This is a genomic window from Microbulbifer rhizosphaerae (genome assembly GCF_014191725.1).
GTDB lineage: Bacteria > Pseudomonadota > Gammaproteobacteria > Pseudomonadales > Cellvibrionaceae > Microbulbifer > Microbulbifer rhizosphaerae.
This window is the reverse complement of record NZ_JACHWZ010000007.1, coordinates 167,875-187,571: the sequence shown is the minus strand read 5'-3', so window position 1 is coordinate 187,571 and position 19,697 is coordinate 167,875. Positions and strand designations below refer to the sequence as shown.

General features: G+C 62.3%; 16 protein-coding genes and 1 tRNA gene. 13 read left to right on the top strand and 4 right to left on the bottom strand.

Annotated elements, in window-relative coordinates:
• Positions 1 to 12: 12 nt before the first annotated feature.
• The gene (locus FHS09_RS09350) at positions 13 to 1,488 is read right to left on the bottom strand and encodes a C13 family peptidase (protein WP_183459128.1); all 1,476 of its coding nucleotides are present in this window, start codon (positions 1,486 to 1,488) and stop codon (positions 13 to 15) included.
• 1 nt (position 1,489) lies between these two features.
• Positions 1,490 to 2,848: a Fic family protein gene (locus FHS09_RS09345; protein WP_183459126.1), complete on the bottom strand. Its 1,359-nt coding sequence runs from the start codon at positions 2,846 to 2,848 to the stop codon at positions 1,490 to 1,492.
• 171 nt (positions 2,849 to 3,019) lie between these two features.
• Between FHS09_RS09345 and FHS09_RS09340 the strand changes: the two genes are divergently transcribed.
• Positions 3,020 to 4,708 carry an alkaline phosphatase D family protein gene (locus tag FHS09_RS09340; protein ID WP_183459123.1) on the top strand — a complete coding sequence of 563 codons (1,689 nt, stop codon included), beginning with the start codon at positions 3,020 to 3,022 and terminating at the stop codon, positions 4,706 to 4,708.
• 375 nt (positions 4,709 to 5,083) lie between these two features.
• Here FHS09_RS09340 and FHS09_RS09335 read toward each other — a convergent pair.
• Positions 5,084 to 5,160 (bottom strand) — tRNA-Arg (locus FHS09_RS09335).
• 205 nt (positions 5,161 to 5,365) lie between these two features.
• Between FHS09_RS09335 and FHS09_RS09330 the strand changes: the two genes are divergently transcribed.
• Positions 5,366 to 5,779, top strand: a complete 414-nt coding sequence (locus FHS09_RS09330) for a c-type cytochrome (protein WP_183459122.1) — start codon at positions 5,366 to 5,368, stop codon at positions 5,777 to 5,779.
• A 159-nt stretch (positions 5,780 to 5,938) separates the two neighbouring features.
• Here FHS09_RS09330 and rep read toward each other — a convergent pair whose 3' ends face one another.
• Complete coding sequence (rep, locus tag FHS09_RS09325; RefSeq protein ID WP_183459120.1) at positions 5,939 to 7,972, bottom strand: DNA helicase Rep; 2,034 nt, start codon at positions 7,970 to 7,972, stop codon at positions 5,939 to 5,941.
• A gap of 220 nt (positions 7,973 to 8,192) precedes the next feature.
• Between rep and FHS09_RS09320 the strand changes: the two genes are divergently transcribed.
• The 11 genes from FHS09_RS09320 (at position 8,193) to bla (ending at position 19,609) form a co-directional block, all read left to right on the top strand.
• Positions 8,193 to 8,765 (top strand): sigma-70 family RNA polymerase sigma factor, encoded by a 573-nt coding sequence (locus FHS09_RS09320; RefSeq protein ID WP_183459118.1) that lies wholly within the window; start codon positions 8,193 to 8,195, stop codon positions 8,763 to 8,765.
• Entirely contained in the window at positions 8,762 to 9,817 is a 1,056-nt protein-coding gene (locus FHS09_RS09315) for a FecR family protein (RefSeq protein WP_183459116.1), read from the top strand. The genes FHS09_RS09320 and FHS09_RS09315 overlap by 4 nt, the downstream gene beginning before the upstream one ends.
• Before the next feature lie 184 nt (positions 9,818 to 10,001).
• Entirely contained in the window at positions 10,002 to 13,142 is a 3,141-nt protein-coding gene (locus FHS09_RS09310; protein ID WP_246394718.1) for a TonB-dependent receptor, read from the top strand.
• 242 nt (positions 13,143 to 13,384) lie between these two features.
• Entirely contained in the window at positions 13,385 to 14,944 is a 1,560-nt protein-coding gene (locus FHS09_RS09305; protein WP_183459114.1) for a tryptophan 7-halogenase, read from the top strand.
• Between the two features lie 29 nt (positions 14,945 to 14,973).
• The gene (locus FHS09_RS09300; RefSeq protein ID WP_183459112.1) at positions 14,974 to 15,693 is read left to right on the top strand and encodes a SapC family protein; all 720 of its coding nucleotides are present in this window, start codon (positions 14,974 to 14,976) and stop codon (positions 15,691 to 15,693) included.
• Positions 15,662 to 16,432: a DUF6445 family protein gene (locus FHS09_RS09295; RefSeq protein WP_183459109.1), complete on the top strand. Its 771-nt coding sequence runs from the start codon at positions 15,662 to 15,664 to the stop codon at positions 16,430 to 16,432. Before FHS09_RS09300 ends, FHS09_RS09295 begins: the two co-directional genes overlap by 32 nt.
• A gap of 211 nt (positions 16,433 to 16,643) precedes the next feature.
• Positions 16,644 to 16,868, top strand: a complete 225-nt coding sequence (locus FHS09_RS09290) for a DUF3565 domain-containing protein (protein ID WP_183459107.1) — start codon at positions 16,644 to 16,646, stop codon at positions 16,866 to 16,868.
• A complete protein-coding gene (locus tag FHS09_RS09285; protein ID WP_183459105.1) occupies positions 16,865 to 17,323 on the top strand; it encodes a YaiI/YqxD family protein in 459 nt (152 codons plus the stop codon). Before FHS09_RS09290 ends, FHS09_RS09285 begins: the two co-directional genes overlap by 4 nt.
• Positions 17,324 to 17,333: 10 nt before the next feature.
• Positions 17,334 to 17,819: a GNAT family N-acetyltransferase gene (locus FHS09_RS09280; protein WP_183459103.1), complete on the top strand. Its 486-nt coding sequence runs from the start codon at positions 17,334 to 17,336 to the stop codon at positions 17,817 to 17,819.
• Between the two features lie 31 nt (positions 17,820 to 17,850).
• Positions 17,851 to 18,420, top strand: coding sequence for a GNAT family N-acetyltransferase (locus tag FHS09_RS09275; RefSeq protein ID WP_183459101.1), 570 nt, complete (start codon positions 17,851 to 17,853; stop codon positions 18,418 to 18,420).
• Between the two features lie 313 nt (positions 18,421 to 18,733).
• Positions 18,734 to 19,609: a subclass B3 metallo-beta-lactamase gene (gene bla, locus FHS09_RS09270; RefSeq protein WP_183459099.1), complete on the top strand. Its 876-nt coding sequence runs from the start codon at positions 18,734 to 18,736 to the stop codon at positions 19,607 to 19,609.
• Positions 19,610 to 19,697 lie beyond the last annotated feature (88 nt).

Below are 19,697 nucleotides of genomic sequence, written 5' to 3'. Positions count from 1 at the left end.
GCAGGGGTGGAGTTAATGTTTCCACCACCGCAAGAACTCCTGCCCCACCGCATGCTGCGGCAGCGAGTGCGACTCCCCCTCGATCCCCTGTTCTTTTTCCATTTCGGTAACCCGCTCGTTGGCGGCGGTGAACCAGGCGGCGGGATCGGCGGCACCCGTGTCCAGCGCATCGCCGTACAGCGCCGCGCTGAACCAAGTGCGCTCGGAGTCGTCGCCGCAGCCGAAGGAGGTGCGGTCCGGGGCGGCGGAGGTGAATACCACCCGGTTAGGGCTGGCCAGGGCCTCCTTCCACAGACCGGAGTAGCAGGCGGAGATCACTATCCACTGGTGGCGTGCGTTCAGGCCGTCCAGCCACTGCTTGCCGTCCGTCACCGACAGGTCATTCAGCGGCAGCTTCTTCTCGGCCAGCTTGAAGTCTCCATTGTCGTCGCCGTGGCTGGCCAGGTGCACCAGCAGCAGGTCTTCTTCCGGATCCATCAGGGTATCCAGCGCCTTGAGGCTTTCCCGCACGCTGGTGCGGGTGGCGAGGGGGAATTTATCGCCGCCGCCGTTGGAGAGGCGCAGCTGCCGTTGCTTGACATCGAATACGGTGCCCAGCCGTTCCGACACCCAGTCCACTTCCTTGGCAAACACGGGTGAGGTGCCGTCACCGCCTACCACCAGCAGGTACACATCGCGTACGCCCGGCCGTTGCGGGGCCAGTGAGGCGAGTGTCGATTGCAGTCGGTCGGCCTCGGAGTAGAGGCGCGCTTCCACGGCTGCTTTCTGTTGCCTGTGGTTACCCTGCCAGGCCTGTTTGCTGGGGTAATACTGGCCGGATGCGAAATAGCCCGCTTCCTCCAGCGGTTCGCCCTTGTCATTCTTGCGAATGCGCACACCCTCGCCATTCGCCTCGCCGTATTCGAAGGTGGCCCGGATAACGGTGCCGTCCGGCTGGGTCAACTCCCCCTCACCGGCGTAGAAGGAGTATTCAAAACCGCCCTGGTAGCGATAGCCCTGTTCGTCGCGATAGCTGCCCTGCACCAGATAACCGTCTTCAAAGGTGCCTTCGTAGTGGGCGCCTTCTGTGGTCGTCTGGTGTCCCTGGCCGTGGGGCTCCCAGTCCTGGAACTCCCCTTCGTAGGCTCCCCCTTCCTCCCAGGAAACCGAGCCTTTCAGCAGCTCTCCCCGCTGGAATTGTCCTTCCCAGGCGGTCTCTCCACATTCATAGCGGCCGCTGCCATTGAGATCGCCGTCGAGAAATTCACCCTCGTAGATACAGCCATCGCCGTAATCGAACCGCCCCCGGCCGGTCATCCGGCCCTGCCGGAATTCCCCCTCGTAGAAGCGGCCGTCCGGCCAGGTCAGCTTGCCCTGGCCGTGAAACAGGCCATTCTCAAGATCCCCGGCATAGACGGAGCCGTCCGGCAGGGCGGTGCCGCCGGCGAATTGTGTTGGTTCGCAGCCGGTGAGGAGTAGCAGCAGGGCGGGTAAACAAATGTATTTCATTTCAATTCTCTCTCTGCTGCGATTCCAGCCACAACTCCAACTGCTGTCGGGTTATTCCCAAACCGGCAATCCGCTGTGGGGATATTTCTTCAAGGTCTTCCATAACATCTTCAATAAAACCGTCCCGGCCCTCGCCGGGAACCCGTTGTGTTGCCATCTCAACGATTCGGGCTCGCTGTGCCTCGCCGGTGAGGCGATTGGCAATCACTTCACGGATGACCTGCCGCCGCTGTTCACGGTAGCGCACGCGAATTTCGTCAAATCCCATGGCTTCCGCTGTTGCGTCGTATTCCTGACAGCCGCGCAGGTAGGAGGTGCGGTAAAGGTCCACCAGTGGCCTGACGTCGTTGAGTTCGTAAATGGCGATCATAGCCGATGCGTAGTCATCTTTTCCGATGGAGTTGAAGGAGAGGGGAACCAGGTTATTCAGCAGCAGCGGAATATTGGCGCTGAGGCGGGCGGTGCGCTTGTTGACGTCGGTAAAAGCCTGCAAGTAGGCGACATGAATCAGCAGGAACAGGCTTTGCTCGTGGGGATTGTGAATAGCGGCTGCCCTGTTGGCGATGGTCTGCAATTGCCGCTCCATTGCCTGTGGCCCTTCCAGTGGCACATAGGTGGATGCTCCGACCCGCATGCCGTGATCGCGGATCTTTCCCGAGTAGCGCGCGGGCACCAGGCCGTCGGACAGCAGGTAGTGCAGGGTACAGATTTCGTCGTAGCTGATCCCGATTCGCGGTACTCCCTCGACCAGATGGCGTATCGCCTCCTTGTGATTGAGGGTCATGACCATCTCCTCGTCCAGCTTGCCCTCCGCGCCTCTGCCTTCAATCAGCAGGCGCTGGGTGTCGATCAGCGAATAGGTATTGCCTTCGAGCCTGGACGAGTTGTAGGAGAGGTCGATCAACAGGCGGTTGTAGATTCGCCTGGCGTAGGTTCCTGCGGGCTCCCGGGCAGATACCCTTTGCCCGCTTTCGGCCAATACCTCCATCTCGCCTTTATTGAAGTAGCTGCTTTGGTTGGGTTTATAGCTTTCGAACCATTCCCGATTATAGGAAACGGGTTTCCGTTTGAAGAGGGGTTGCCTGACGTAGTTGATGGCTTCCCGTGCCGCCTGGCTGAAGACCGATTCACCTTCTGTGCCAGGTTCGCCCCGGCGGGAGGGGCTGAGCTGGTAGCGGGTACTCCGCTTTTGGCCGGATCTGATGACCAGGCCTTCTTCGACCAATTCGCCCAGCCAGCGGCGCACTGAGCGCTCTGCAAAATCGGGGGGGAGCATCTCCAGCAGTGCGGGAAGGCCTATGGGCTCGCGGACCTCTGCCAATGCCTCTAATACGGCCATTTTCTTGGGGCTGGATGTCATTTTGACGGCCAAATTGCTGAAATACGGCCAATATAGGCAGGATACGGCCAATTTGCAAAGAGTTAGAAGGCGATGCTTGGTCGCTTCACTGCTCTTTAGCCGGGCTGTCATACTTCGCCCATAGGCTGTGAGGTCCCATTCGATAACCAGAACAAGACAGGCGAGACAACCGTGAAAAGATTCACCCGACGCGATTTCATCAAGGCCGCCCTGGCCGCCTCCGGCGGCGTGCTGGTATCCACTCCGCAGGCCATGACCAGGCCCGCCTTGCCCTCCGAGGTCACTTTCCAGCACGGTGTTGCCAGCGGCGACCCGCTGCAGGATGCCGTCATCCTCTGGACCCGGGCCACGCCGGCTAAGGGCGGTGAGTCGGTGGGCCCGGTGAAAGTGACCTGGGAGCTGGCCCGGGACAGCCAGTTCACGGATGTTTTGCGCAGGGGCAGCGCGAATACGGATCTCGCCCGGGATTACACCATCAAGATCGACGTGCGCGGGCTGGAGCCGGGCGCCAGCTACTTTTACCGCTTTATCGGCGCCAGTGAACAAAGCCCCGTGGGCCGCACCAGGACCCTGCCCGAGGGCGGTGTGGAGCAGGTGAAATTGGCAGTTTTCTCCTGCTCCAACTATCCCGCAGGCTATTTCAATGCCTACCAGTTGGCGGCACAGAGCGACGACTGGGACGCGGTGCTGCACCTGGGCGACTACATCTACGAATACCCCGTCGACGGCTACGCCACCGAGCGCTCCGCGGAGATAGGGCGCGCGCTGCCGGAAGACAACGGCGGCGAATTATTGACCCTGACGGACTACCGCAAGCGCTACGCCCTCTATCGAACCGATGCCGGCCTGCAGGCGCTGCACGGGGCGGCGCCCTTTATCGCCGTGTGGGACGATCACGAAATCTGCAACGACACCTGGACAGGCGGTGCGGAAAACCACAATGAGGGCGAGGGCGATTTCTTCGCCCGCCGCGCCGCGGCGGTGCAGGCCTATTATGAGTGGCTGCCGATCCGCCCGCCGCAGGGGGAGAGAAATCCGCAGATCTACCGCAGCTTCCGCTTCGGCAATCTGCTGGACCTGCATATGCTGGACACCCGCGTAATCGGCCGCGACCAACAGGTAGACTTCGCGGCCTACATCGGCGAAGACGGCGCCCTCGACGGCCAGCCCTTCGCCGCGGCGCTGGCGGACCCGGCGCGTTCCCTCCTCGGCCAGAAGCAGCTCGCCTGGCTGGAGAAAACCCTGGAAAAATCCGATGGCCACTGGCAGCTGCTGGGCCAGCAGGTGCTGATGGGCAGAATGCACCTGCCGGCGGAGATCATGACCAATTACGCCACCGGCGGAAAGGAAAATCCCACCGCCGAGCTGGCGGCGTTGAAAGCGGCCAGCTTGCGAGGCGAGCCGTTGAGCGACGCCCAACGCGCTCGGCTGGAACAGCTTGTGCCCTACAATCTCGACGCCTGGGACGGCTATGCCGTAGAGCGCGAGGCGTTGTACCGGCGCGTCGCCGAGCTGAACAAAAACCTGGTGGTGGTGGCGGGAGATACCCACAACGCCTGGTACAGCCACCTGAAAGACGCCGGTGGGCGCATGGTGGGGCTGGAATTCGCCACGCCCAGTGTCACTTCGCCGGGGATGGAAAGTTATCTCAAGCTGGACGACAAGTCCGCCCGGGAACTGGCCCAGGGCATGTCGCTGCTGATCGACGACCTGCAGTACTGCAACCTGCACCAGCGCGGTTATATGGCGCTGACTTTCAGCAAGGAACAGGTGCAAGCGGAGTGGAAATTCATCGATAACATCGACAGCACCGAATTTACCGAGGCCGGCAGCCACAAGGTGGTGCACAGCCTGGCCTGATCCGGGCTCTCTGAATCAAACCCAATTCGTCGCTCCGGCGCAGGCCGGAGCCCAGGTGCCACCAAGCTGGATTCCGGTACCGGATCAAGCCCGGCACAGGCTCTACGCCGGAATGACGAATGTACGCTGTAGGAGCCAGTTTGTAGGATGGGGCAAAGCGCAGCGTGCCCATCAGGACTGCGGAAGATAGGCACACTGCGCGCTCTTGATATCGCGGGAAAACCGAAGGTTTTACCTGAGTTGTGCCAGAGGATTAGCTTCGCCCTGCGGGCTCGCTGCTCTCCGCTACGCTCCGAGTCGAACGGAGGTTCTCATCGGGCCCTGAGGCAATCCATATACAAAAAAGACCACCGCAAGGGTGGCCTTTTTTGTATATGGCCCGCCCCAGAGGATTCGAACCTCTGACCTTCGCCTCCGGAGGGCGACGCTCTATCCAGCTGAGCTAGGGGCGGGTCGCAGTCTGGCCTGTTGCCAGTGCGGACGCGGATTATACAGAAGGGGGGCTACGCGGCAAAGCGGATTGGGACTATAGAGGCTATAAAGACCGGCGCTCTTCGCAGCGGGCGCCGCAATGCTTATAATGCGCCGCTTGGTAGAGGTATGCGGCACAGTGCCGAAAGTCTACGAGCCGCCTGTTGCGGCCGCTAGGGGGATTTGATGAAGAGTATTCTGGGTGTTGTGGCGGCGCTGGCCCTGGGCGCGGCGGCCGCGGTGGCGCAGTCGGTGGACGAAGAGATTGCCGAACGTATCGCGCCGGTGGGCGAGACCTGCATGAAGGGCGAGGAGTGCGCCGCAGCGGTTGCGGCGGCGCCCGCGGCAGGCGGCGGTGCACGCAGTGGTGAAGCAGTGTACAAAGGTTCCTGTTTCAGCTGCCACGGCACCGGCGCTGCCGGAGCCCCCAAGTTCGGCGACGCCGCTGCCTGGGGGCCGCGAATCGGCAAGGGCGTCGACACTCTGTACACCCACGCGATCAACGGCTTCAACGCCATGCCGCCCAAGGGGCTGTGTATGGACTGCAGCGAGGACGAGGTGAAGGCTGCTGTGGACTATATGGTGGAAGGCAGTAAGTAAATAGTTGCTTACTTCTGTTGCGAAAAGGCCGCTTGTTGAGCGGTCTTTTTGTTTGGGGGGTGGATGTGTTCACCCTCTAACGGGCCTTTGGCCCGCTTGCGGAGCTGGAGCTCCGCGGTCCCGGGGCGGCCCTCTCCCATAAATGGGAGAGGGGAGCATTCAATCAAACATGCTGAGCAGCGACCCCAGCGTCTCCTCCCCCTTGGCCTGATTCTGCTCCGGGGTGGCCTTGCCGAAACCCTCCAGTTCCACATCCTCCTCCGGCAGCTCATCCAAAAAGCGGCTAGGGGTGGTGTCGTGGTTTTCGCCGAATAGTTTGCGCTTGCCGGCCAGGGTCATGGTGAGGGTCTTCTGGGCGCGGGTGATGCCAACGTAGGTGAGGCGGCGCTCTTCCTCGATATTGTCGTCCTCGATGCTGTTGCGGTGCGGCAGCAGGTTTTCCTCCATGCCGATCATAAATACGTGGGGGAATTCCAGGCCCTTGGCGGCGTGCAGGGTCATCAGGCTGACCTTGTCGGTGGCCTCTTCCTCTTCCTGACGGTCGAGCATATCGCGCAGGATCAGTTTGGCGATGGCCTGTTCCAGGCGGATGTCCTGCTCCAGTTCGTCGTCGATCTTCTCCATGCTCTTGTTCAGGGATTCCAGCAGCCAGAAGACGTTCTCCATACGCTTCTCGGCGACTTTTTCGCTGCTGGCGTTCTGGTTCAGCCAGCCGGCGTAGTCGATATCGTCGAGCATTTCGCGCAGGGCGGCGTCCGGGCTGTTCTCGCGGCAGTTGCGGGCCACGCCTTCCAGCCACAGCGCGAAGCGGTTCAGGCGCTCGTAGCCCTGCTCGTTGATATGCTCCTTGAAGCCGATCTCGGAGCAGGCGCTGAACATGGAGATCTCGCGGCCCTTGGCGTAGTGGCCCAGGGCCTCCAGGGTGCTGGTGCCTATCTGCCGGCGGGGGGTGTTGATGATGCGCAGGAAGGCGTTGTCGTCGTCCGGATTTACCAGCAGGCGCAGGTAGGCCATTACGTCCTTGATCTCGGCGCGGGCGAAAAAGGAGGTGCCGCCGGACATCTGGTAGGGGATCTGATGCTCCTGCAGCTTCATTTCCAGCAGGCGCGCCTGGTGGTTGCCGCGGTAGAGCACCGCGAAGTCCATGAATTTGCAGCCGCGGCGGGATTTCTGCAGGAAGATTTCGTTGGCGATCCGCTCCGCCTCCTCGTTCTCGCTGCCCACCTTGATCACGCGGATCTCCTCGCCCATGCCGCGGTCGGACCACAGCGCCTTGTCGAATTCGTGGGGGTTGTGGGCGATCAGGTGGTTGGCCACCTTGAGGATGCGGCTGGTGGAGCGGTAGTTCTGTTCCAGCTTGATCAGGCGCAGGTTGGGGAAGTCCACCTTCAGCTGGCTCATATTCTCCGGGCGCGCGCCGCGCCAGGCGTAGATGGACTGGTCGTCGTCCCCCACCACGGTAAGGCCGCCGCGGCCGCCCACCAGCAGTTTCACCAGCAGGTACTGGGAGTTGTTGGTGTCCTGGTACTCGTCCACCAGCAAGTAGCGGATCTTTCTGCGCCAGCGGGCCAGCAGCTCCGCGTCCTGCTCGAACAGCTGCACCGGCAACCCGATCAGGTCGTCGAAGTCCACCGCGTTGTAGGCCTTGAGCGCGTCGCAGTAGCGCCCGTAGGCAATGGCGATGGCCTGCTCGCCGGCGCTCTGGGCCTGTTCCAGGGCCCGGCGCGGCGTGAGCATATCGTTCTTCCAGTTGGAGATCTGGTTCTGCACCCGGTCCAGCAGGTCGGTGTCCAGGTCGCCGTCGCGCAGCATCAGTTCCTTGATCAGGCCGCGGCTGTCCTCGCTGTCGAACAGGGAGAAGCCGGGCTTGAAGCCGGCGGTGCGGTACTCCCGGCGCAGGATATTCAGCCCCAGGTTGTGGAAGGTGGACACGGTGAGTCCGCGGGAATTGCGCGATTTGCCACCGCCGGGCCCGCTCAACAGCTTGCTCACCCGCTCCTTCATCTCCCGCGCTGCCTTGTTGGTGAAGGTCAGCGCGGCGATATGGCGCGCGGCGTAGCCGCACTCCTCGATCAGGTAGGCGATTTTGCGGGTGATCACGCTGGTCTTGCCGGAACCGGCGCCGGCCAGCACCAGGCAGGGCCCGTCGATATACTTCACCGCTTCCGCCTGGCGGGGGTTTAGCTGGGACATGGACAAAGATACATCGCAAATTGGTGTCGAGGCGGCGATTCTATCAGTCCTGGCTGCCTGTGAGTGGTTGCCGGCGGTCGATCCGGCGAAGCCCAAATCGATAAGTGCTCAAAAAACGACCAAATTGCAAAGAAAACTTTGTGGCCCACTAGCGGAAAATTTTCCACGAGTCGTCTACCCGTGTGGAGACATAATAATTTCAATAATTCAGAGTGGTTCTATGGCGAAGGATGAGACTCTGGCGGACATCTTTATCGGCGTTCGCGGCAGCCTGGCGCGGCTGGTTTCCAGCATAGCGCCGCCGAAGGAGATAGAGGACATAGTCCAGGAGACCTATGTGCGCGTCTGCCAGGCGGCCAGGCGTGGGCCTATCGACCAGCCGCGTTCCTTTATGCTGCGCACCGCCCGCAACCTGGCGCTCGACTACGTCAAGCGCGCCGAGTCGCGGTTGGCGGTGAGCATGGATGAGGAATTCGATCTCAGCCCCGAGCTGGGTCACGGGACTGACCGCACCTACGAAATTGTCGCCAGTAATGAGGAGTTCGCGCACTTCTGCGAGGCGGTGCGGCAGCTGCCGGTACAGTGTCGCCGCGCATTTGTGTTGAAGAAAGTTTACGGCTATTCGCAGCGGGAAATCGCCCGCCAGCTGAATATCAGTGAGAGTACGGTGGAAAAACATATCGCCACAGGAATCAAGCGCTGCACCCTGTTTATGTTGCAGCAGCGCAACAGCGGCTCCCCGGATGCCGGCGCGCGCACCGTGTCCGGCGCCGGCCGCGGGGGGCGCCCATGAGCAACGTCTATCAACTGCCCGACCGCGAGCGCTGCCTCGACGAGGCCAGCGAATGGCTGGCCAGGCTCGACCGCGGCCTGGACGAATCCGAGACCCGCGACTTCCAGCGCTGGCTGGCGGCCAGCCGCGAGAATAGCGACACTTTCATGCAGATTGCCGAGCTGTGGGACAAGATGGATGCGTTGTCGCGGCTCGCCGACCTGTTCCCGCCGCCGGCGGAGAAGAAGCCGTCATTCGGCCGCTGGCTCGCCGCGGCCGCCTCGGTATTGTTGGTGCTGGGTGCGGCGCTGTGGCAGGCTGGCATGCTGACGGGTTCCCCGCCGGCATCCACCGTCAACAAGGTATACGAGACCGCGATCGGCGAGCACTCCACGGTCAACCTGCCGGACGGCTCCGTACTGGTGCTGAACACCGATAGCCTGGTGCGCGTGCACTACACCCTCACCAGTCGCCTGATCGAGCTGGACCGGGGCGAGATCAATGTCCGGGTGGCGCGCGACAGGGAGCGGCCCCTCAGCGTACTGGCTGCCGGCCGGGTGGTGCAGGCGGTGGGCACTGCCTTCAACGTGCAGCTGCGGCGCGACCGAAGTGTGGAGCTGATCGTCACCGAGGGCAGGGTGCGGGTCGCCGATGGGCAAAATGGGGGCCCCGGCGGTGCGCGCAACGAGCCGCAGCCGCTGCCCGCCACGGCCACTGCGGTCTCCGGGGGCGAGCGGCTGCTGATGAGCGGGGAGCGCCCACAACCGGAACAGGTGGAAAGGATCGAGCCGGCGGAGATGGATGCCAGGCTGTCCTGGCGCAGCGGCAACCTGGTGTTCCGCGGCGAGCCGCTGGAGCAGGCGGTGGCCGAAATCAGTCGCTATACCTCGGTGAAATTCCGTATCGAGGACGAGCAGCTCAAGGGCTTGCGCGTGGCCGGCCTTTTCCGCACCGGCGATATTAAAGGATTGCTCCGCACCCTGAACGACAATTTTGATATTGCCAACGAGCGTATCGACGAGCAGACGGTGATATTGAGGGCGCGCCGGGAGGAGCAGGGAGAGACGCGCTGAGCGATAGTGAAAAAGCAGCGAAAAAACTCTTATCAATCGCCCGATAGAGAGCATGGCAACAAAATAATAACCAGATGCATTAAAAACAGTGACCCGATGGCGGAAATTTCCGGCCGAGTCGTCTTCCAACCACGCCGCTGACATTGTGGCGTCCGGGAAAGACGACAGGGCTTTATTTCAGTGTTTGACCTTCAGCCTGCTGATGATGGGTTCCTCATCCCTGCTGGCGGATGGCGCTCGCCTACACGAAAAAACTCCCTTCAATATTCCCCGGCAGAGAGCGGACATTGCGCTCACCGAATTTGCCGAGCAGGCCGACGTGACCCTGATCTTTCCCTACGACAAAGTGCGGGAAATCAGCGCGCAGCGGCTGGTGGGAAGCTACCCGATCGACGAAGCGGTGGAGATTCTGCTTCGGGGTACCGGCCTCAGGGCAATGGTGGGCGACGATGGCCAACTGACGATAACAGCAGGACATCCCATTGGAGGGTCGAGCACAGTGTATAAGAAAAACAAGTTGTCCAGCGCCATTCTGTCGATCATGGCTTCCGTGTTCGGTGCCGGCGCCCAGGCGCAGAGCGATGATGCGCAGCAGTCGGGTACCATCGAGGAGATATCGGTGACCGGCATCCGTGCCAGTCTGCAGCGCGCCATGGATATCAAGCGCGACGGCAGCGGTGTGGTGGACGCCATCTCCGCCGAGGATATCGGCAAATTTCCCGACACCAATGTCGCGGAATCGCTGCAGCGCATCACCGGGGTTTCCATCGACCGCTCCGGCGGTGAGGGCCAATTGATCACCGTGCGCGGCTTCGGCCCGCAGTTCAATACCGTGCTGGTCAACGGCCGCCAGATGGCCACCGAGAACCAGGGCCGCGAATTCAGCTTCGACACATTGGCCTCGGAGCTGGTGAAGGGCATAGCGGTGCATAAGACCTCCACCGCCAGCCTGCAGTCCGGCGGCGTCGGCTCCACGGTGAATGTGACCACCGCGCGGCCGTTCGATTTCAACGGCTTCAAGGTCGCCGGCAGCGTCAAGAGCCTGTACGACGAGAACAGTGAGGAATCGTCGCCGCAGATTTCCGGCCTGGTGAGCAATACCTTCGCCGACGGAAAGTTCGGTGTGCTGCTGGCGGTTTCCCACCAGGAACGGAGTACCCGCCTGAACCAGGGGCAGACCGACGGCTGGCTCACCAATGTACTGGGCAACGTGGACCCGGCTGAGATAGACGATTCCGCCAGCCGCTCCGGGAACACCTTTATCCCGCAGAACTTCGACACCAAGGTCACCTTCGAGGAGCGCACCCGCACCGGCGGCAGCCTGGTGCTGCAGTTCGCGCCCACCGACGATCTGGAAGTGACCCTGGACGGCATCTACTCGGATTTCGATATCGAGACCGACGCCACCTCTTTCGGCCACTGGTTCACCGCCGACAACCTGGAAAATATCGTACTGGACGAGAACGGCACCGCCATCGACCTGTTCCAGGAGGTGGGCCACGCCACCGATTTCCACGCGAAGAAGTTCGACCGCCTCACCAAGACCTCCCAGTACGGCATCAACGCCCAGTGGACCGCGAGTGACAACCTGAGTCTCAGCTTCGACGCCTCCACCTCCAGTGCCGAGCGCGCCGGCAACAACGGCGGCGAGAACCAGCTTTCGCTGATCGGCTACCTGAACCGCTCGCGCTTGCAGATTCATCCGGGGCAAATACTGCCGCATTCCAGCGAGTTCCAGTCCGCCGACCCCTCCATCAACAATGCCGACGGCGTGCAGGCCGGGGTGAGCGACTACCTGGACCCGAGCAATGGCCGCGCCCACGTGATGCTGCGCCGCGGTTGGGCCACCGACGACCAGGTGGACCAGTACCACATCGACGGCGTCTGGGACGAGGGCAGCAGCAGCGGCCTCATCCGCGCCAGCTTCGGCCTGCTCTACTCCACCCAGACAAAGAGCAACGTGCGCCTCACCGACGAGGCCAACGGCGTGCACTGCACCTTTTGCGGTTACCCGGAGGGGGTCGATATCCCCGACGAATTCCTGTCCGTATTCGACACCGGCTCCGGCTTCCTCGGCGACGTCAGCGGCAGCGAAAATCTCACCACCCAATGGCTGGCCCACGACGGCGAGCAGCTGTTTGCCTACCTGGAGAATATTGCCGGCATCAGCTACGACGCGGTGCGCCGCAACAATTCCTACGAGGTGCAGGAAGACATACTCGCCGGCTACCTGGAGCTGGAATTCGCCGGCGAGCTGGCGGGTATGCCGCTGACCGCGCACACCGGCGTGCGCGTGGAGAGCACCGACGTCATCGTCGAGGGCACCGAGTCGCCGCTGGAGCGCCTGGATATTCTCGACCTGACCGAACTGCAGGCGGTAGTGGGCGAGGCCCAGCCCCTCAGCGCCGACTCCAGCTACCACTCAGTGCTGCCGAATATGGACGTAAAGCTGGATATCACCGATTCGCTGGTGGCCCGCTTCGCCGCCTCGCGCAGCCTGACCCGCCCGACCCTGGATCAGCTGTCGCCGGTCACGGTGATCAACACCACCCGCCAGGGCGGCAACCTGCGGTCCAGTTCCGGCAACCAGGAACTGGAGCCCTTCGCCTCCGACAACCTCGACCTGTCCCTGGAGTACTACTACGGCGACAGCAGCTACGTCTCGGTGGGTTACTTCCGCAAGGATGTCGAGAACTTCATTATCAGCACCACCGAGGACCAGACCTTCACCAACAGTGCCGGCGAGTTGGTTACAGACCCGTCCACCGGCGACGTCACCGGCATAGCCCCGGGGGAGGATCCGCAGAACGCGGTGGATCCCAACGACAGCGTGGCGACCTTCACCCTGACCAAGCCGAGCAACGGTGAGAGCGCCCAGGTGGACGGCCTGGAGCTGGCGGTGCAGCACAGTTTCGGCGATACCGGCTTCGGGGTTATCGCCAACGCGACCCTGGTGGACAGCGATGCGGAACTGGACGTCGACGACGTGACCCAGACCTTCGCGCTCACCGGCCTGAGCGACTCCTTCAACCTGGTGGGCTTCTACGAGAAGGGCCCCTTCCAGGCGCGCCTGGCGTGGAACTGGCGCGACGAGTTCCTGCAGTCACTGGTACAGACTGTCAGTGGCGAACCCACGTTCGTCGACGATTACCAGCAGTGGGATATGAGCGCCAGCTACGACATCAACGACAGCGTTTCGGTATTCTTCGAGGGCCTGAACCTGACCGAGGAGGTGCTGCTGAAGCACGGGCGCTACGACAATCACTTCCTGTTGGCGGAAGACAGCGGCAGGCGCTTTGCGCTGGGCCTGCGCGCTACTTTCTAAAAGGACAGTGCCGGGCGTTCGCCAGGTCGGGCGCCCGGTTTGTAGGCGCTTGTCGTCTCTCCTTTTGGCCACCGCCCGGAACGGGCCGCGGCCCTTTTTGCTTTCCGGTTCCACAGAGCCGATGTGGGAGCCAGCTCTGCTGGCGATAATTGCAGTATTTTTACCGGGCTCGCTCATTCGCCTGCAGGGCAGGCTCCCACAGGGGCGAGGATACTTGTAGGTAATGGATAACGAGATCGGCCGTGAACGAACAGACAAACAAACCGACAAAATCCGTGACAGTGGTAGGCGGCGGTACCGCCGGCTGGATCGTCGCCGGGCGCATCGCCGCCATGCACAGCCATGGAGACGACGGCGTGCAGGTCACGCTGATCGAAGCCCCGGGCATTCCGACCGTCGGCGTCGGCGAGGGCACTTGGCCCACCATGCGCAAGACATTGCGAAAGCTGGGTATTTCCGAGAGCGACTTCCTGCGCGAATGCGATGCCACCTTCAAGCAGGGCGCCAGGTTTACGGGTTGGGCCACCGGCGATGCGGAAGACTTTTACTACCATCCGCTGGTACTGCCCCAGGGTTTTCTGAAAATGGACCTCGCCCCCTACTGGCAGCGTTCGCTGAAGCCGCAGGGGCAGTCCTTCTCCAATGCGGTCTGTTACCAGGAACAGCTGTGTGAGTGGGGCCTGGCGCCAAAGCAGATGACCACGCCGGAATACGCCTCGGTGGCCAACTACGCCTATCATCTGGATGCGGGCAAGTTCGCCGAATTCCTGCAGCGCCACTGCACACAGAATCTGGGGGTGCGCCACCTGCGCGACGAGGTGCTGTCGGTCAACACCGCCGACAATGGCGATATCACCTCGCTGAACACGCGTAATTCCGGCGAGCTGCCAGGGGACCTGTTCGTGGACTGCAGCGGTTTTTCCTCGCGCCTGCTGGGCGGCCATTACCAGGTGCCGTTTATCGACCGCAGCGACGTGCTGTTTATCGATCGCGCACTGGCGGTGCAGGTGCCCTATGAAAATCCCGACGATCCCATCGCCTGCCACACTATTTCCACCGCCGGGGACGCCGGCTGGATCTGGGATATCGGCCTCACCCGCCGCCGCGGCGTGGGTTACGTGTACTCCAGCGGCCATACCACCGGGGAGCAGGCGCACCAGCGTCTACGCGATTATGTGGGGCCGGGGATAGAGAAATTATCCGTGCGCGAGATTCCGATTCACAGCGGCCACCGGGAAAAATTCTGGGTCAACAACTGCGTGGCGGTGGGCCTGTCGGCGGGTTTCCTGGAACCCCTGGAAGCCTCTGCACTGGTGCTGGTGGAATTGTCCGCGGAGATGATTGCCGAGCAGCTGCCGGCGCACCGCGACGTGATGGATATCACCGCGCGCCGCTTCAATGAAACCTTCCGCTACCGCTGGGACCGCATCGTCGACTTCCTGAAACTGCACTATCTGCTCAGCAGGCGCGAAGACAGCACTTTCTGGCGCGACAATCGCGACCCGGCATCGGTACCGGACAGCCTGCGGGAACTGCTGGCCCTGTGGCGCTACCGGCCGCCGGGGGACTGCGATTTCACCAGCAACAACGAGGTATTCCCGGCGGCCAGCTATCAGTATGTGCTCTACGGCATGGGCTTCGAGACGGACGTCGAGGGCATGGCGCACCGGCTGCGTGAGGAGCAGGCGGCAGCGGAACACTTCGCCAGTAACCGCAAAGCCACCGAGCGCGCACTGGCCGCACTGCCGGAACACCGTGAATTGCTGGAGCGGATTCACCAGTATGGTTTGCAGGCGATCTGATTCGGTTCAATAAGAAAGAGGCAAGCAATATGGCCAGGCTGGTAGCACTGAACAGCGAACTGCACCGGAACATCCGTATAGACACCGCCAGCATAGAACGGCAAGGCGCATCCCTGCGCATGGTGCCGGTGATGCCCAGCGAGTTCCTGAAACTGGCGATCGACTACCCGATAGTGCTGACAAAAAATGCGGAAACCGGCCGCTTTATCTGCGTCGCTCTGTTCGGTTTTGCCGAGGGGGAAAACCTGTACTGGGACGACGGCCGTTGGCAGTCACTGTACACACCGATGAATATTATCCGGCAGCCATTCTTTGTCGGCACCGATGAGAACGGGCAGCCGCTGCTGTGCATCGACGAGGACAGTCCCTGCGTGCGGCGTGATTCGGGTGAGGAGCTGTTCGACAACGAAGGCCGCGGCAGCCCCTATCTGGAAAGGATGCAGGGCGTTCTGGGGCAACTGCTCGACGGGGAAAAACAGGGTGCGGACCTGGTCCGCTGTCTGCAGGAACTGGAATTGATCACGCCGATGCGCCTGGAGGTGACTTTTGCCAGCGGCGCCAGCCAGCGGATGGAGGGCCTCTACACGGTGGACGAGGAAAAACTCAGGGCGCTCGCCGGCGAGCCGTTGCAGCAGCTGAACACCAATGGTCAACTGGCTCATATCTACACCATGCTCACTTCCCTGGGGCATATCTACTCGCTGATAGAGCGCAAAAATGCCCGCGACGCCGCAGTCGCAGAAGCCTAGCCGCGGGGCCGCACCGATGCCGGGGAATTTTGCCTGCGCTGCCGCACCGCAGATCCAGAGGATCAGCCTGGGCAGCGAGCGCCGGCCACTGCTGGTGATAGACGGTTTGTCGGCGGAGCCGGAATCGCTGGTGGAATTTGCCGCGAGCGCGCCGCCTTTCCGCGCGCGGGGTGGCGACTACTATCCGGGAGTCCGCAAGCCGCTGCCCCAGGCCTACGCGGAGAACCTGTGCGAGACACTCGACCGGGTTCTGCGCGAAGTGTTCGAACTGCCGCCCGGCGCCCGCGCCCAACCGCTACTGTGCGCGCTGTCCATCGCCACTACGCCACCGCAGCAGCTGCGGCCCATCCAGCGCCTGCCGCACTTCGACACCAGCGACCCGAACCAGCTGGCAGTGGTGCACTACCTGTGCCCGCCGCAGCTCGGCGGCACCGCTTTCTATCGCCACCGCGCCAGTGGCTTCGAATTTATCGACAGTGAGCGATTGCACGGCTACGCCGCCCAGCTCAAGCACCAGGTAATGGCATCGCCACCGGCGCCGGGTTACCTCGACGGAGACAGCGCACTCTTCGAGCAGATCGCCTGCATCGAAGCGCGCTTCAACCGCGCGCTTATCTACCGCGGCAACCAGCTGCACTCCGGCAATATCGATCCCCACTGCGGCCTCAGCGCCGCCCCCCGCACCGGCCGCCTGACCGCCACCAGCTTTATCCGCTACAGTGTTCCCGGAACCCCCTAAAACTGATCTCTCCCCCTGTAGGAGCGGCCGTTGGCCGCGATCGATCTCTGGGAATCTACTGAACTCCGATCGCGGCCAACGGCCGCTCCTACAGGCCTTAACCCCGGGACCGCGGAGCTCCAGCTCCGCAATCGGACCGCAGGCACTCCATATACATCCCGCCCCCAATTAGCTATAACTGCTCCAAAATTCCCAGCCGGGTCGAACCCCCATGCAACAACCCATCACCGGCTACCACCGCGACGAGGAAAACCACTGGGTGGCGGAGCTGGCCTGCGGGCACAACCAGCACGTGCGCCACAACCCGCCATGGACCAACCGCGCCTGGGTCACCACTGAGGCCGGGCGCAACGCCATGCTCGGCTATCTGTTGAACTGCAAGAAATGCGATGAAGGCGCACCGCCGGATCGCATCGATGAGGTAAAGGACCGATGAAGAAAATCTGGGTCGATGCCGACGCCTGTCCGGTGGTGATCAAGGAAATCCTGTTCCGCGCCGCCGAGCGCACACAGACGGAAATGACACTGGTGGCCAATCAACCGGTGCGCGTACCGCCATCGCGTTTTATCAAATCCCTACAAGTGAGTTCGGGTTTCGACGTGGCCGACAACGAAATCGTCAAACGCTGCGAGGCCGGCGACCTGGTGATCACCAGCGATATCCCCTTGGCGGCGGAGGTGATCGACAAGGGCGGCGATGCCCTCAACCCCCGCGGCGAGCGCTACTCCAAGGCGAATATCCGCGCGCTGCTGAATATGCGCGACTTTATGGACACCATGCGCGCCAGCGGCGTGCACACCGGCGGCCCCCCGGCGCTCAGCCAGAGCGACCGCAAGGCGTTTGCCGACCAACTCGATAAATGGCTGGCAGCGACCCGCAGGAAATCCTGAGGAATCATCGGTGAATATTCGACTCGAACCCGCGACGGAAAGCCAGCTGAAAACCCTGATGACCTGGCTACCGGAGCGCCGCCAGTGCCTGCAGTGGGGCGGGCCGCAGTTTCGCTACCCGTTTACCGAGCAGACTTTTTTCGAGGACTGCCGCTGGCGGGAGCTGCCCAGCCATGCGTTGGTAAATGCAGAGCGCGAGCTGCTCGGCTTCGGCCAGTACTACGGCCGCCTGGGCCGCTGCCACCTGGGCAGGCTGATCGTCTCTCCGCAGCACCGCGGTGCCGGCCTGGGAAAAGCGCTGGTCACTAAGCTGGTGCAACAGGGCTGTAGTCAACTGGACGCGAGGGAATGTTCGCTGTTTGTACTGAAGGACAACACTCCGGCGCAAAAGCTGTATAAAAAGCTCGGCTTCCAGGAGGCCGCATATCCCGAGCCGCACGACTGGCTCGCGGGCTGCAACTATATGATTGCGCCCTCGGAAAACTTTATTGCATAGGGTGCGCGCGGCGGCCCCTGCATTGGACAACATGAATAATCTGATTGAACCGCAAACCGACCGCCTGCTGCTGCGCCAGTGGCGCGACGAGGACCGCACGCCCTTCGCCGAGTTGAACGCGGACCCGCAGGTAATGGAATACTTTCCCGCAATCCTGGATCGGGCCGCGAGCGATGCCGCGGTCGATCGCCTGAGCGCACATATCGCCGAACACGGCTGGGGTTTTTGGGCGGTCGAGCGCCGGCAGGACAGAAAATTTATCGGCTTCGTGGGCCTGCAACACGCGCCTCCCGAGTTGCCGTTCTCTCCCTGTGTGGAAATTGGCTGGCGCCTGGCGTCCTCCTACTGGGGGCGCGGCTACGCCAGTGAGGCGGCGAATACGACGCTTTGCGTTGTGTTCGAAGAACTACGGCTGCGGGAAGTGGTCTCATTCACCGCGTTGCAGAATATCCGCTCGCAGCGGGTGATGCAGCGTTTGGGTATGCGCGAGGACCCGCAAATATTCGAGCATCCCCGAGTTCCGGCCGACAGCCCACTTCGTAGCCACTGTCTGTATCGGCTGAATTCGGCTGAGTGGTGGGACAGGGCGGCACCCAGCTGAGGCCCGGCGCCCACGGACCAAGACGATACCTCTCCCTGTAGGAGCGGCCGTTGGCCGCGATCAGCTCTGCCAGTGGCACATGCCGATCGCGACCAACGGCCGCTCCTACTTGGTTTTTTCCAGTCTTCGCGACTGGAAGTTGTTGCGGCGCAGCTCCTGGTGACACTGACGGCAAAACGGATTTATTGCAATGAAACAGCAGCGATGGAAAAAATCACCGCGAAGAGGTCTTTGCAAAAATATCGGAATGGATCGACTCCGCACTGAGCGGCGGTGAAACAGACTGTCCTGAAACGAACGCAGGAGTATAAGAATGAGAGGGAAAACCGGGATCGCAGCCGCGATTATTTCAACGTTGGCTTGTACTGCCCAGGCAGAGAACTTCGCTCCGCTGCCACAACTAAAGGCCTATGAAGTGCCCGCCGAGTGGCGCCAGCCGGTGGAGCCGCTACGCATTGCCGAGCGCACCTGGCAGATCGGCACCGCCGGCCTGAGCGCCATCCTGTTGAAGGGAAGCGAGGGTGCCATTCTGATCGACGGTGGTATGCCCCAGGCCGCCGACCACCTGCTCGCCAATATGCGCGCGCTGGGTGTGGAGCCCGGGGACCTGAAAGTGATCCTGCACAGCCATGCCCACGCCGACCACGTGGGCCCGCTGGCGGCGATCCAGCGCGCCACCGGCGCGCGGGTGGTGAGCAATGCCGAATCCGCGGCGCTGCTAGCGCGCGGTGGTTCCGATGATATCCATTTCGGCGACAGCTTGCTGTTTCCGCCTTTGCGAGTCGATCGTCTGCTGCACGACGGTGAAGAGGTGGTCCTCGGCGACCTGCGCCTGAAAGTGGATTTTATCCCCGGCCACACTCCCGGCAGCATGGCCTGGACCTGGAGCGACCGCCGCGGCGGCAAGGTGGTGGATATCGCCTATGTCGACAGCCTCAGCGCACCCGGCTATCGCTTGCTGGATAACCCCCGCTATCCGCGCATCGTCGACGATTACCGTTCCACCTTCGCCAGGGTGCGCGAGCTCCCCTGCGATCTGTTGCTGACCCCGCACCCCGGCGCCAGCGGCTGGGAATACAAAACCGAGGCAGTTCAGAGCGAGCCGATTGGTTGCCGGGCCTACGCCGACACGGCCGAGAAGGAACTCGACGAGCAACTGGCTGCGGAGCGCGAAAAAGCGGCGGGCTGAATTTGCCGGCGCCGCCGGGCGGCGTAGGGTGCGCACGGCGCATCCTACAAAGCGGATCTTTAGCGGTACCTCTACGTCATTCGCAACC